The sequence below is a fragment of the Arthrobacter sp. B055-34 genome, assembly GCF_059090425.1.
In genome coordinates this window covers 164,431-177,679 of the sequence record NZ_JBNHFQ010000006.1, presented here as the reverse complement: position 1 = coordinate 177,679, position 13,249 = coordinate 164,431, and the positions used below count along the sequence as shown (strand labels likewise).

Annotated in this window: 13 protein-coding genes and 6 tRNA genes; 12 read left to right on the top strand and 7 right to left on the bottom strand. The window is 63.3% G+C overall.

Going from position 1 to position 13,249, the window contains the following annotated elements:
- Positions 1 to 6 precede the first annotated feature (6 nt).
- From AC5RWO_RS13280 to AC5RWO_RS13260, 5 genes are all read right to left on the bottom strand, one after another.
- A complete protein-coding gene (locus tag AC5RWO_RS13280; RefSeq protein WP_498731871.1) occupies positions 7 to 1,557 on the bottom strand; it encodes an RsmB/NOP family class I SAM-dependent RNA methyltransferase in 1,551 nt (516 codons plus the stop codon).
- Positions 1,554 to 2,504: a methionyl-tRNA formyltransferase gene (gene fmt / locus AC5RWO_RS13275; RefSeq protein ID WP_498731869.1), complete on the bottom strand. Its 951-nt coding sequence runs from the start codon at positions 2,502 to 2,504 to the stop codon at positions 1,554 to 1,556. The genes AC5RWO_RS13280 and fmt overlap by 4 nt, the downstream gene beginning before the upstream one ends.
- Entirely contained in the window at positions 2,501 to 3,076 is a 576-nt protein-coding gene (def, locus tag AC5RWO_RS13270; RefSeq protein ID WP_498731868.1) for a peptide deformylase, read from the bottom strand. Before def ends, fmt begins: the two co-directional genes overlap by 4 nt.
- 55 nt (positions 3,077 to 3,131) lie before the next feature.
- Positions 3,132 to 3,992: a cytochrome gene (locus AC5RWO_RS13265; protein ID WP_498731867.1), complete on the bottom strand. Its 861-nt coding sequence runs from the start codon at positions 3,990 to 3,992 to the stop codon at positions 3,132 to 3,134.
- A 92-nt stretch (positions 3,993 to 4,084) separates the two neighbouring features.
- Positions 4,085 to 4,156, bottom strand: a tRNA-Val gene (locus tag AC5RWO_RS13260).
- Between the two features lie 303 nt (positions 4,157 to 4,459).
- Between AC5RWO_RS13260 and AC5RWO_RS13255 the strand changes: the two genes are divergently transcribed.
- The 7 genes from AC5RWO_RS13255 (at position 4,460) to AC5RWO_RS13225 (ending at position 7,585) form a co-directional block, all read left to right on the top strand.
- Positions 4,460 to 4,533, top strand: a tRNA-Gly gene (locus AC5RWO_RS13255).
- Positions 4,534 to 4,587: 54 nt separating this feature from the next.
- A tRNA-Cys gene (locus AC5RWO_RS13250) sits at positions 4,588 to 4,658 on the top strand.
- Between the two features lie 61 nt (positions 4,659 to 4,719).
- Positions 4,720 to 4,791, top strand: a tRNA-Val gene (locus tag AC5RWO_RS13245).
- A gap of 33 nt (positions 4,792 to 4,824) precedes the next feature.
- A tRNA-Gly gene (locus AC5RWO_RS13240) sits at positions 4,825 to 4,901 on the top strand.
- Between the two features lie 41 nt (positions 4,902 to 4,942).
- Positions 4,943 to 5,014 (top strand) — tRNA-Val (locus tag AC5RWO_RS13235).
- 300 nt (positions 5,015 to 5,314) lie between these two features.
- Positions 5,315 to 7,126: a DUF222 domain-containing protein gene (locus AC5RWO_RS13230; RefSeq protein WP_498731865.1), complete on the top strand. Its 1,812-nt coding sequence runs from the start codon at positions 5,315 to 5,317 to the stop codon at positions 7,124 to 7,126.
- Between the two features lie 207 nt (positions 7,127 to 7,333).
- Positions 7,334 to 7,585: an Rv0909 family putative TA system antitoxin gene (locus AC5RWO_RS13225; RefSeq protein WP_169994687.1), complete on the top strand. Its 252-nt coding sequence runs from the start codon at positions 7,334 to 7,336 to the stop codon at positions 7,583 to 7,585.
- Between the two features lie 88 nt (positions 7,586 to 7,673).
- Here AC5RWO_RS13225 and zapE read toward each other — a convergent pair whose 3' ends face one another.
- Positions 7,674 to 8,711 (bottom strand): cell division protein ZapE, encoded by a 1,038-nt coding sequence (gene zapE / locus AC5RWO_RS13220; RefSeq protein WP_498731863.1) that lies wholly within the window; start codon positions 8,709 to 8,711, stop codon positions 7,674 to 7,676.
- 245 nt (positions 8,712 to 8,956) lie between these two features.
- Here zapE and AC5RWO_RS13215 point away from each other — a divergent pair, with 245 nt between their 5' ends.
- Genes AC5RWO_RS13215 through ybaK form a run of 3 tightly spaced genes read left to right on the top strand, consistent with a single transcriptional unit; the run spans position 8,957 to position 10,854 of the window.
- Positions 8,957 to 9,865: a sulfurtransferase gene (locus AC5RWO_RS13215; RefSeq protein ID WP_498731861.1), complete on the top strand. Its 909-nt coding sequence runs from the start codon at positions 8,957 to 8,959 to the stop codon at positions 9,863 to 9,865.
- A gap of 30 nt (positions 9,866 to 9,895) precedes the next feature.
- Positions 9,896 to 10,345 (top strand): SufE family protein, encoded by a 450-nt coding sequence (locus AC5RWO_RS13210; RefSeq protein ID WP_498731859.1) that lies wholly within the window; start codon positions 9,896 to 9,898, stop codon positions 10,343 to 10,345.
- Positions 10,346 to 10,362: 17 nt separating this feature from the next.
- Entirely contained in the window at positions 10,363 to 10,854 is a 492-nt protein-coding gene (gene ybaK / locus AC5RWO_RS13205; protein ID WP_498731858.1) for a Cys-tRNA(Pro) deacylase, read from the top strand.
- On the opposite strand, the gene AC5RWO_RS13200 is transcribed toward ybaK, so the two are convergent.
- Positions 10,855 to 12,150 carry an alpha/beta hydrolase family protein gene (locus tag AC5RWO_RS13200; protein WP_498731856.1) on the bottom strand — a complete coding sequence of 432 codons (1,296 nt, stop codon included), beginning with the start codon at positions 12,148 to 12,150 and terminating at the stop codon, positions 10,855 to 10,857. It lies immediately after the preceding gene.
- 148 nt (positions 12,151 to 12,298) lie between these two features.
- On the opposite strand from AC5RWO_RS13200, the gene AC5RWO_RS13195 reads away from it, so the two are divergent.
- Together AC5RWO_RS13195 and msrB are read left to right on the top strand one after the other, a co-directional pair.
- Positions 12,299 to 12,787 carry a hypothetical protein gene (locus AC5RWO_RS13195; protein ID WP_498731854.1) on the top strand — a complete coding sequence of 163 codons (489 nt, stop codon included), beginning with the start codon at positions 12,299 to 12,301 and terminating at the stop codon, positions 12,785 to 12,787.
- A 23-nt stretch (positions 12,788 to 12,810) separates the two neighbouring features.
- Positions 12,811 to 13,242, top strand: a complete 432-nt coding sequence (msrB, locus tag AC5RWO_RS13190; protein ID WP_431188528.1) for a peptide-methionine (R)-S-oxide reductase MsrB — start codon at positions 12,811 to 12,813, stop codon at positions 13,240 to 13,242.
- Positions 13,243 to 13,249: the final 7 nt, after the last annotated feature.

The window sequence follows — 13,249 nt, the reverse complement described above, 5'->3', positions numbered from 1 at the left end:
GGATCCTTACTTTGCGTTTCCGGCTGAATCGTCTGAGGTCTTCTTACGCAGCAAGCCCAGAAACATTGCGTCTGTTCCGTGGATATGCGGCCACAGCTGGGCCGTCGTTCCTTCCGCCAGTGCGTGGCCAGCCTGGAGATGTCCCGACAGACTGACTGCATCCAGCGCCGACGCCGAATCCAGCAGTTCAATGTCAGGATGGCGGCGCAGTGCGTCGGTGACCACGGCGGTGGTTTCCGCTGGGTGCGGCGAACAGGTGACGTACGCTACCAGCCCGCCAGGCTTCACCGCAGCCAGCGCTGAATCAAGCAGTTCGCGCTGCAAAGGCGCCAGTTGGGCAACGTCGGACGGCTTGCGCCGCCAGCGCGACTCGGGTCGGCGCCGCAGAGCACCCAGGCCGGTGCAGGGAGCGTCTACGAGGATCCGGTCGAACCCTTCAGGCTGTAACTGGCCAAGGTCGCGGCCGTCCCCGGTCCGGACTTCCCAGACCTCACGGTCGACGGGCCGAAGAGACTGCCGTACCAGCTCGGCCCGGTGCTCGGCCGGTTCGTTGGCCAGCAGGGTCGCGGACTTCTTGGCGGCCAGGGCAGCCAGCAGTGCGGCTTTGCCCCCGGGTCCGGCACAAAGATCCAGCCAGCGCTCCGGACCTGAGGTCAGAGTCTGCGCTTCGGCCAGGGCGCGGGCGACCAGTTGGGAGCCGGCATCCTGAACTCTCGTTGTTCCCGTCCGGACGGATTCCAGCCGTCCCACGTCGCCTCCGGAGAACAGCGCCGAATCCGGTACCAGGGAGCCCTGTTCCGCGCCTGCCTGAATAGCTTCGTCCAGTGTGCCGAGCCCGGGCAGGGCCACGAGGTTCACCACCGGTGCAGCATTGTCCGCCGCCAGTAGGTCCTCGATTTCCCCGACGCTGCGGCCGTGCCCGACGAGGGACTGTCGCATCGCCCTGACTATCCATTCCGGATGGCTGTGCACCAAAGCTGCAGCGGCGACGGGGTCCTGCTGGCCGGCAGTCAGTTCCTCGGTCCAGCCAGCGAGTTCCTTGGCGGAAACCTTCCGCAGTACGGCATTGACCAGCGCGCCCGGGCCAGCTCCGATGACAGCGCGGGCCAGTCCGACCGTCTGGTCCAGGGCTGCGTGCGCGGGCACCCGCATCGCCAGCAGTTGGTGGACCCCGAGGCGGAGCGCGTCGAGCACGGCCGGATCGAGTTCGGCCAGCGGGCGGTCAACGCAACGGGCCAGAATCGCATCATAGGTGCCCAGGCCACGCAGCGCTCCGTACGTCAGCTCGGTAGCGAACCCTGCGTCACGTTTGTCGAGCCGGTGCTGCCGGATCTTCACCGGCAGCACCAGGTTGGCATAGGCATCGTCGGCGTCAACAGCACGCAGCACTTCGAACGCCACCAGCCGCGCCGGATCCGCCTTGCGTGTTCGCTGCGCCGGCGAGGACTGGGAGAAGGAACGCTCTCCCCCGCGGTTGCGTTCGCGCCCGGCGGCATTGCGGCGTCGTTCGGGGCCCTGCCCCCTTCGGTTGCCCTGCGGCCTATCCTGTCCGCTCACTCGAAGTGCACATCCTCACGTTGTCCAAGACCGCGCGCCCAGTCGGCCGCCGCCATCATTTTCTTTCCCGCCGGTTGAACCTGTTGCAACTGCACGGCGCAGGATCCCGTACCCACCAAGGCAGAGGCCGCGCCTCCCCCGGCCAGTTCCACCTGGCCGGGCCGCAGGTCCCGCCGGTCCTGCCGAAGGACAACCGGACCTAACTTGAACCGCTGCCCCTGCAGCATCGTCCAGGCACCGGGTTCCGGCGTCACGCCGTTGATCCTGCGGCGCAGGGCCAGAGCCGGCTGGTTCCAGTCGATATGGCCGTCTGCAAGACCTAGTTTGGGAGCCAGAGTCACATCCCCTGACTGGGGCACGGCTACTGCTCTGTCCGCCGAAATGGCCGAGAGGGTTTGGGCGAGCAGGACCGCACCACTGTTCGAAAGACGGGTCAGCAGCTCGCCGCTGGTGTCCTCCGGCCGGATGGTTTCCGTCAACGTCCCGTACACGGGACCGGTATCCAGGCCTTTTTCGAGCAGGAAGGTCGATGCGCCGGTTACGTCGTCGCCGTTGATGACGGCATGCTGGACAGGAGCCGCACCACGCCAGGCCGGCAACAAGGAAAAGTGCAGGTTGATCCAGCCGTGCCGCAGCATCTGCAAAGCCGGCTCCGGAACCAAGCCTCCGTAGGCGACGATAGCCGCTACGTCCGCGTCGGTCTTGGCGATCGCGGCCATAGCCTGGTCATCAATCCGGTTAGCCCGGATGACAGGCAGGCCCATTTCCTGGGCCCGGGCAGCTACCGGTGAGGGCGTGAGCGTCTTCTTACGGCCGACCGGCGCATCTTCACGCGTCAGTACCGCGGCTACCTCGAATCCCGATTCAACGAGTTTCTCCAAAGAGGGAACGGCCACCTGCGGCGTTCCCGCAAAGAGTACGCGGAAGGGTCTGGGAGTTGCCGTCATGCGGACGGCTGCCCGAAGGTTCCCCGCGCAAATCCGGAACCAACGCTGGAGGAGCGCTTAGCCTCTGTTTCCTTGGCCACGGAGTTGTAGGAGGCATCGCGGATAGAGCGGAGAGCATTTTTGCGATCATCGCCGGAGAGGTGGTCGATGTAGAGGACACCGTCCAGATGGTCCGTTTCATGCTGGAAGCAGCGTGCGAGCATGCCTTCGCCTTCCAGCGAAACAGGGTCGCCGTTGACGTCCACGCCGGTGACCCGGGACCAACGCCGCCGCTGCACCGGGTAACCGAGGCCGGGAATCGAGAGGCAGCCTTCCACCCGGTCTTCCTGAAAATCATCACTGTTCTCCAGGACAGGGTTGATGACGTGACCCCGCTGCCCGTCGATCAGGTAGGTAAAGACCCGCAGGCTCACTCCCACTTGCGGTGCTGCGAGGCCAGCGCCCTCCACACTTTCCATCGTCTCGTCCATGTCGGCCACCAGCTTGGCCAGTTCCGGGCCGAAGTCGCGAACAGGCTCTGCCTTGGTGCGCAGCACCGGGTCCCCGATAATCCGAATACTCAGGACGGTCATGCGTGAATCTTCCTTACTCTCGCTCAGCCGGGTGTCCGTTCCAGTCTAAGTGGCCTTATCCGACCGGCCGCAGCACAGCAGAGGGCGGACCGATGGGCAGCAGCGCACGGCCGGCGTCGGTCACCTGCAGCTGGAGGTCCCAGACCCGGCGCAAGGCGCAGAACTTGTACCAGTGGTACTTGAGCACTTCCGGGTTGGCCCGCATGGGCCGTACTTCGGTCTCACCAATAGCAACGCCCAGCAGCAATGGGGAGTCACCGTGCGCCCACGGCTCCCACGTACCGGCCTGGGCGTCCACCAGGCTTTCCTGCGCTTTCATTCCCGCCACCAACTGCATAACTACTTTTTCGTCCATGAGCTTGACCTGGCCGTTGCGGTCCGTGCCTTTGGTCTTGAAATCGATCAGGCACAGCCGGCCCCCGATGCGGGCCACGAGATCGAGCGTGCCGGCGTACCCGACCTCGGCGTTCCACACGGTGATTTCGGGCGCTACCGGTTCTACTTGGTAGAGCTCCCACCACTCGTCAAAACGCGCGGCGAAGGCCTCTTCCCCGTTGGCCCTCAGTTCCTCGCGGGCCTCTGCCATGCGGTGCGGACGGCCGAGGGCGCGCAGCGAGACCTGCTCGCAATAGCTATGCACCCGGTCGCCGCGGAGTGCTGCGGCATCTCGGAAGCGTTCCGCCGCCGTCGATGCCTCCTTCGCCAGTGCCCGGAGTTTCGCCGGATTGCCCGCCGCCTCTGTCAGCCGGTGGTCCTGTGCCATGGCGGTGGCCGCCATATGGGAAAACCAGCCACCCAGATCCACGGGTGCCTGGGAGATGACAGTGGTTATGGACGGCACACTGGGCAGTTCTGTGATTGAGCGTGAATACATCCGCCCGAAGTCGGTTTTGTGGGCCAGTGCCGGATCAGTCATACCAAGAATCATGTCAGAGACGGCTGACGGTTTCCTGTCGGAAAGAAAACGGCCCTTTGCCTGTGGATAGGCAAGGGGCCGGCTTTTGACGGTGGGCGATACTGGGTTCGAACCAGTGACCTCTTCGGTGTGAACGAAGCGCGCTACCACTGCGCCAATCGCCCGTCTTTGATGCCTGCCCGGCTAACCGGACCTGCATCGTTTATGAATGTTAGCCGACGTTCGCCCCGACGCAAAAACGGCGCATCTTGTCGTACCGGCGCGCCAGATCCTCGGCCTCCCCGTCCGGATTCACCTCACCTCTAACCGTGTCTGCACAAGCCTTCTCGACCCCTGCAAATGAGCCACAAAACCGGCTCTCGGAACCCCGATTGGACGAAGCGGAAAACGTCCTATAGAGTCTTTACTCGTTGGAAATCGAGAAAACGTTCCGGTCAAACCGGAGGTGAACTTGATGAAATCCACATGCGGACGTAGCTCAGCTGGCTAGAGCACCACCTTGCCAAGGTGGATGTCGCGGGTTCGAATCCCGTCGTCCGCTCGCAAGTCACTGTTAGTGCCAGTTCTACTGGCCGGTCCTGAATCTGCAGGCCACGGTGGGGTGGCCGAGAGGCGAGGCAGCGGCCTGCAAAGCCGTATACGCGGGTTCGAATCCCGTCCCCACCTCGGTAACGGTACTTCAGAGTTCTTGCCGTTGTCTTGCTTGGCAAGGCAACAAACCCTTTATGGGCGATTGGCGCAGCGGTAGCGCGCTTCCCTGACACGGAAGAGGTCACTGGTTCGATCCCAGTATCGCCCACGGAAATGGTCCGGTTTACCGGCATCATTCCACGCGGACGTAGCTCAGCTGGCTAGAGCACCACCTTGCCAAGGTGGATGTCGCGGGTTCGAATCCCGTCGTCCGCTCCAATCCGATCATTGCGCTTGCGACGCCGATGCTGAAGGATCCAGGGCGATTGGCGCAGCGGTAGCGCGCTTCCCTGACACGGAAGAGGTCACTGGTTCGATCCCAGTATCGCCCACAAAGAACGGCTCACCCGCGGAGCCGTTTTTGCATTTAACCCGTGATGTCCTCAAGCCAGGAATTCCGGGCTACTGCCAGCCTCGTCGCCCGCTTCTCCCTGCCCCTTCTCTTCCGGACCATTTCTAGCCTGATTTGGCTGACGTCAGACAGACCGGCCAAGAGGCTTAATAGGCCAAGGCCCCGCTCCACGCCCCATCCACAGGCGGCCGGACCCGCGCTTCCTTCCTACACAGGCCACTAGTCCTCCACATTGCCGCTTTTCCGTGCTATTCGAAGATGTGTTCTATAGCGTGGAGGTATGGCAATCGCACCGTTCGAAGCGCATCAGGGGCCCGAGGGCTTCCTCGCTTCCGTGCAGGCCGCCCTCCAGGACTTCTCCGCCATGTTCCGGCAGGAATGCCTCCTGCAATCCCCCAAGGAACTCGCAGCCACCGTCGCCGGCATCGAAGAGATCTCCAAATCCGTCGAGCAACTCCAGGTCATCGGCGCCCACGCCGTCGACCAGCAGAACATCGCCCAAACAGGGGAAACAGACCAGCGGATCCCCTGGGCCGACCCGGTCCAGGGAACCGGCCAGGACGGCAAACCGAAAAAACCCGAATACAAGGACGCCGCCGAATACCTCCGCCAGAAACTCAAAATCAGCCGCAGCGAAGCCAAACGCCGGCTCCGCGTCGGTTCCAGCACCATGCCCTCGACCCTGATCACCGGAGAACAGGCACCACCGAAACTCGAACGCCTCGGCGCCGCACTGACCTCCTCACAGATCAGCGGCCAGGCCGCGACCCTCATCCGCGACGCCCTCGAACGCGTCCGCCCCACCGCAACCCCCGCGCACCTGGCCGCGATGGAAAACCAGCTCACCCAGCAGGCCACCGAATCCGACATCGACGGCCTGCGCGAAATCATCAAACGCTGGGAAGCAGTCCTGGACCCGGACGGACTCGAACCCACCGACGAACTCCTCCGCGCCAAACAAGGCGTGTTCCTCCGCGGCAAACGCCAAGGCCTCCACCGGCTGGAAATCGCCGCCACCCCGGAACAATTCGAATTCCTCATCACCGTCATGAACGCAGCGACCAATCCGCGCGTCAAAACCACCTTCGCCCCCGACGACAGCACACCGGCACACCCCGCAATAGCCGGCGGCCCCCCGCCCAACCCCGCCGAGGCGGCCGGGGAAGCGCCGGATCCGGAATCGCAGGGACCCACGCGTCCGCAGAAACTCCTGCAAGGCCTCGTCGGCGCCTGCCAGATCGCCCTGTCCACGGACAAGCTCCCCTCCAGCGGCGGCCACCGCCCCCAGATCATGATCAACCTGGACTACCAGGACCTGGTGGACCAGCTCGGCGCCTCCGCCGACGCGGTATTCGGCGGACTGATCAGCCCCAAAACCGTCCGCAAAATCGCCTGCGACGCCGACCTCATCCCCCTCGTCCTCGGCGGCAAAGGCGAAATCCTCGACATCGGACGCGCCCAAAGACTGTTCACCCCCGCCCAACGCCGCGCCCTCGTCGCCCGCGACAAAGGCTGCGCCTTCCCCGACTGCACCATGCCCGCCCCCTGGACCGAAGCACACCACATCAAATTCTGGGAAAAACACAACGGCCCAACATCAGTCCACAACGGTTGCCTTTTGTGCAGCTACCACCACCACCTGCTGCACGACGAAAACTGGAAAATCGAAGTCCGGGACGGAATCCCCTGGTTCATCCCGCCCCGCTACATCGACCCCGACCAAAAACCCCGCCGCAACCGATACCGACTCGCCGCCACACCCCTGCCCCGCGCCCCAGCCCCGATTGTCGAGAACGGCACCGCCGCGGAACCCCCACCACAACCGGCAGAACTCTCACTGATACCTGGCTCCGGTCCACCCGGCCAACAAGTAGAAACATTGCTGCCACTCATCGCGGCTGACAGCGCCACGACACCCGGCCATCCCAAGTCACCGTACGTTCCTACGCCGCCCGAATCGCCCCAGGTTCCTGCCTTGTCCGAAGCGGCTAGAAAGTCCAGCCTGTCGGACGAGCCGCAGCATGACCCAACGGAAGACTGGAACCGGCCATTCGACGATTGGCCGCTGCAACCCAACGAGCCGCCTTGGTGACCTACATGGCCAAGCTACATAGCCTCGAGTTCCTTGCCCTTGGTCTCGGGCACAAATTTCCAGACGAACACCAACACGTCTCTCCTTGGCGGCTACCAGTACCGGGCCTGCCCGGCCTACGTGGCCTATCTATTGACGCGGCATGCCTCGGGCCTACGATAGAAGTAGACGGGAGCATGCGGCTCCCAGGAGCGAAGGGAGGTGTCTGTGTCTGTATTTGACGAGCTCAAGGGCAAGGCCGGACAGCTTAAGGACAAGGCCGCTCATCTGGTCGGCGACAATGCCGACAAGCTCAAGGACGGCGTCGGCAAGGCTGGAGATTTCATCGACAGCAAGACCGGCGGCAAGTACTCCGGGCAGGTAGATGGTCTGCAGGCCAAAGCCGCGAACCTCATCGACAGGGCAGATGGTGGAAATACCCCTGGTGCCGCAACCGATGAGAGCAGCCCTTCGGCATAACTTCTCTTAGAGCACGCCAAAAAGGCGCTGGTCCTACCGGGAGGTAGCACCAGCGCCTTTGTGCTGTGTGGCCGGGCTGTTGGAGGCCTCAGGACTCCTCGCCAGTCAACCCTTCACGTGCCAGGGCTGTCAGCCTGGATACGGCCCGGTAGTACTTCTTCATGTAGCCGCCGGACATCATCTCAGGGGTGAAAAGCTCATCGAACGGACGGCCGCTGGCAATAATGGGCACGTCCTTGTCATAGAGCCGGTCCGCCAGCACAACAAAGCGCAGGGCTACTGATTGCTCGGTGATCGTCGCGACGTTGTGCCACGCTACCGCGTCGATACCGTCGATGAACTGCCGGTAGCGGCTCGGATGCACGCCTTCGAGATGACTGACCAGATCCGAGAATTCATCGGCCGCGACTACCTGGCCCTTGAAATCACTGTAGACCCGCCGTTTGAGTTCAAGATCAGTCAAAGGATCCGGAGCGGCCGGCAGTCCCCGATGGCGGTAGTCTTCGCCGTCGATACGCTGTACGTTGAACTGGTCTGAAAGGACCTGGATTTCGCGTTGGAAATCGACAGCGGCAAAGCGTCCCTCGCCGAGGGAACCGGGCAGCGTGTTGGAGGTAGCTGCGAGCTTGACACCGGCGTCGGCCAGCTCGCGCATCAGCCGGGACATCAGCACGGTGTCCCCCGGGTCGTCCAGTTCGAATTCATCGATACAGACCAACCGGTAGCTGCTCAGCGCATCCACCGTCTTGCGGAAGGACAGCGCCCCCACCAGATTTGTATATTCGACGAAAGTGCCGAAGGCCTTTGGACCGTCCACCGCGTGCCAGAGGGAAGCCAGCAGGTGGGTTTTTCCCACACCGAAGCCGCCGTCGAGATAGATACCTGCCTTGCCGGCCTGCTTCTTGGCGGCGAAAAGTTTCTTCAGTCCTTTGGGTTCCCGGTGGTCCACCTCGGCGGCAAAATCCCGCAACGCTTTGACGGCGGCGGACTGCGAGGGCTGGGACGGGTCGGGACGGTAACTGTCAAAGGAGACTTCGCCGAAGCGCGGCGAAGGATGGAATCCCTCCAACAAATCATCGACCGACACCTTGGGGGTCCGGCGCGAAAGCTGTTCAATCTGGGGCACGTTTAACCGACCGTAGCCTTCCTGAAAATCTGCGTGGCGGTGAATTGCCGCCAGAAAAACGATACGCTACCGACGACGCCGCGGCAGATTCGTGACCGAGGCCACTGCCAGGAAACAGGCGGATGCAGCCACACGGCATCGGACTCCCCTCATTGTGGCGGATGATGACTGGCGCGGAGACTGTTTCTTCGCCCTTATGGTTAGGCTGGGCAGAGACCACCCCTTACGAATGGAAAGGTTTTGCTATGCCTGTTGTTGCCCCAGAACAGAACGAGAAGTTTGCCGCCTATGCCCACCCGGAACGGCTCGTTTCGACCGATTGGCTGGCAGCCAACCTGGACGCGGATTCCCTGGTTGTCGTCGAATCGGACGAGGACATCCTCCTCTACGAGACCGGCCATATTCCGCGTGCAGTAAAAATCGACTGGCATACGGATCTGAATGACGCGTTGACCCGCGACTACATCGACGGCGGCGCGTTCGCTGCGCTGCTCGGCTCCAAGGGCATCACCCGCGAGACCACCGTTGTGATTTACGGAGACAAGAGCAACTGGTGGGCTGCCTATGCACTCTGGGTGTTCACGCTTTTCGGCCACGAGGATGTACGGCTGCTTGACGGCGGGCGCGACAAGTGGATTGCCGAAGGGCGCGAGCTCACTACGGAGACGCCGAAGCCTGCAGCGGTGGAGTACCCCGTCGTCGAACGTCGCGACGAGGCCATCCGCGCATTCCTGCCCGACGTCTTCGAGCACTTCGGCAAGCCCTTGATCGATGTCCGCTCGGCCGAAGAATACTCCGGCGAACGCACCACGATGCCCGCTTACCCTGAAGAGGGAACGCTGCGCGGTGGCCACATTCCCAGCGCGGCCTCCGTCCCCTGGGCCCGCGCCGCCGCTGCTGACGGCACGTTCCGTGACCGCCAAGAGCTGGAAGCGATCTACAAGGGCGAGGCTGGGTTGAACGACGGCGATGAAGTGGTGGCCTACTGCCGCATCGGTGAGCGTTCAAGCCACACCTGGTTTGTCCTCAAATACCTGCTCGGATTCGAGAACGTCCGCAACTATGACGGTTCGTGGACCGAATGGGGCAACGCAGTCCGCGTGCCGATCGTCAAGGGTGCCGAGCCCGGCGAGGTGCCCGCTGCCCGCCGTTAAGCGCAACGTGCACGAGTAGAATAGGTGATTGTGAGCGCACAAAACATCCCCGCACCGCTGGCAGAAATCATCGATGACTTCCAATCGATGGAGGAGCCTGAGCGGCTGCAGTTGCTGCTGGAATTCTCCCGATCACTTCCGGACCTACCGGAGCACCTGGCCGGCCAGCCGGAGCTGCTGGAACAGGTTGTCGAGTGCCAGTCCCCGCTGTTCTTGACCTTGGAGATCGGCGACGGCCCGGAGGAACCGGTGGAGATCTACTTCTCGGCGCCCCCGGAAGCCCCAACCACACGCGGTTTCGCCGGTGTCCTGCATGAAGGGCTCAACGGCCTGCCGGCTGCGGAGATTCTCGCCGTGCCGGACGATGTGCCGGAACAGCTCGGTTTGACGCGTGCCATTACGCCGCTGCGGCTGCGTGGCATGTCCGCCATGCTCGCCAGGATCAAGCGTCAGATTACGGACGCCCGCGCAGCCGTCTGACCTCGCCGAATCCGCCAATGGCAAAGCGCAGCGCGTCGACCGGAACCCCCGCCACACTGCTGTTGCAGCAGGCGGGGGTTCCGCACACTCTGCACAAGTATGCCCATGATCCGGCTGTGACCGACTTTGGGCTTGAGGCAGCACGCGAGCTCGGTCTGCCCCCCGAAAGGATTTTCAAGACCCTCATGTTGGCGGTAGACGGCAATCTCGCTGTCGCCGTGGTCCCAGTCTCCGGAAACCTCAATCTGAAATCCTTCGCAGCCTCCTTGGGAGCAAAGAAGTCCGTGTTGGCAGATCCGCTGGCTGCCCAGCGCCGCACCGGCTACGTGCTCGGCGGCATTTCCCCGCTGGGCCAGCGGCGGCCCAGCCCGACAGTCCTTGACTCCAGCGCGGTGGACTATCCCACCATCCTGGTTTCCGGCGGCCGCCGCGGACTGGACATCGAATTAGCTGCACAGGACCTGATCCGCCTGACCAGCGCGCGGCTGGCAGCCATCGGTACGGGTTGATCAGTCCGGCTGCACGCCGTTCATACCAGGCCCTTTGACGCCGGGAACGGGGGCGCTGAGGACATGGGTCAGCCATCCGGTGACCACCCGCTCCCAGCGCTCGGGATCGACGTTCCATTCCTTTGTGTGGCTGGCACCAGAGAAGGGCTCGAAAGTCACCAGCCGCGGATTCTTGTCCGCCAGTTCCGCGGACGGCCCGTAGGGCACGAATTCGTCGTCCTGGCTGTGCAGGATCAGTGTCGGCACGCAGAGCTGATCGTACCGGGCTACCCAGTTCATCTTTTTCAGATCCAGTGGAGCCGCCAATCCTGTCAGCAATCTGCCCGCGCGATTCGAAATGAGCCATTGCGAAAAACGTCCCACAGCTTCGGGGATCCGGTTCAGCCTGGCCTGGTATGCCAGCACATCGATCCAATTGATCACCGGGCCGTCCAGAACCAGTGCCTTGATCCGGTTGCGGTGCACGGACTGGTCCGCCGCCTGCAGACTTATAGCGCCGCCCATGGACCAGCCGAACAGCACAATCTCCTCGGCCCCGTGTTCCAGGGCGTAAGTCATCGCGGCTTCAACGTCCCGCCACTCGGTCAGTCCAAGTCCGTAACGACCGTCCGGTGCGGCGGGGGCTTCGCCGTCGTTCCGATAGGAAATAAGCAGCGAGGTCATCCCTAGTCCGCGGGCGGTGCGGGCGGCACGAAGCCCTTCCTGCCGGGTGGCGCCCCGGCCGTGCACCATGATGGCCCAGGTCCGGGCGTTCTCCACTCCCCTGATCAGCCACGCTGGTGCCTGGCCGCCCTCGACCGCGATGCGGACTTCCTCGTTGGCAAGTCCCGCGGCCGCAGGATCGGGGTAGACCGCGCCTCCCCACCAACCGCGGCGGGCCGCGGCCAGATCGCCGCTATAAACACGCTCCACAGCGCGCTGTACTGTTCCGTCTTTCGGCGAGTAAGAAGTGATGGCGCCGATCCGCGCCTGACCGCGTCCGCCGTCGAAATAAATGCTGTAGAGGCCGGGCGCCGTAGTGTCCGGTGTGGCCGGCAGAATGACCTCTTGGTGCTGGCTGCTGCCGACCACGGCGTAGATCGCAAGGTTCTGGTCATGCTCGCGCACCGGCGTGAGCACCTGGCGGGCGAAATACGAGGCGAGCCCGGAGGTGGCTCCGGCCAGCAGCGAGCCAAGACCTGCGCCGGCGATCGCACCGACGCCCATCCAGCGCAGCCACGGCAGCTGCCGCCGAATTTCCTCGGCCGGTGGCGCGGCGGCGGAGATTGTAGTCTTCCGACGGTCGAACAAAGCCATGGCACTATTCTTACTCACCCTGCCGCGCGCGACGTAACGCCCTGCCGAGCAGGCGCCGAAGGCAGTTGGGAAGGCGGTTGTCGGGTGCGAAGAAGTCCGGGGAAGGCCTGTTATTGTTTGCCGCGCGCCTGCTGGTTACGCTGGGGCCATGAGCGAAACGATTGTAGTACTCACCGAAGAGCCGCTCAATGATGCGGATCTTCGGAATCTGGAATTACTGGCAACCGAGGGTACTGAATTCAGCGTACTGATTCCCGAGGACACCAAACGGAATCTGGTGCTGGATTTTCTGGACAATCTGAGTCTGCTCGACGTCGCCCAGGCCTTCCGCGAGCTGCTGCATGGCCAGCCCTCGCCCGACGAGGCCAAAACCGAAGCCGAAGAAGCCAAGCGCCTCTCCGTCCAAGCGCTCCAGGGCAGAGGGCTGCAGGGAACGGTGGAAATCGTCGACGACGACGGCGTTTCGGCGCTGGTTGATTACGTCGAGCGCCATCCGGCTGACCGCGCTGTGGTGATCACCACCCCGCACGCCGTTGCCGATACGTTCCATACCGACTGGGCGAACCGCGCCCAGGACAAACTCGGAATACCCGTGCTCCATCTGTATTCCGGTTCGGGATACATTGGGGACTCGTGAGCGTTGAAAAGGATATGAGTGAAGTGAACAGCACGCCAGAAACGTTTCCCGTGGCTAAGTCCGAGGACGAATGGCGCCGCGAACTGACGCCGGAGGAATACCAGGTGCTGCGGCAGGCCGGCACGGAACGGCCCTATACCGGCGAGTACTGGGACACGCACACAGCCGGCGTCTACCGCTGCCGCGCCTGCGGGGACGAGCTATTTACCAGCCAGGAGAAATTCGACTCCCACTGCGGCTGGCCCTCCTTCTGGGCTCCGCTGGCGGAGGGCAAGGTCCGCTATCTGCGGGACTCGGCGCTGGGGATGGAACGAATCGAAGTGCGCTGCGCGAACTGCAACTCCCACCTGGGCCATGTTTTTGAAGGCGAGGGCTACAGCACACCGACCGACCAGCGCTACTGCATCAACTCCGTCTCCCTAAAGCTGGAGCCCAAACAGGACGAGGCTCCCTAGTTCCTCG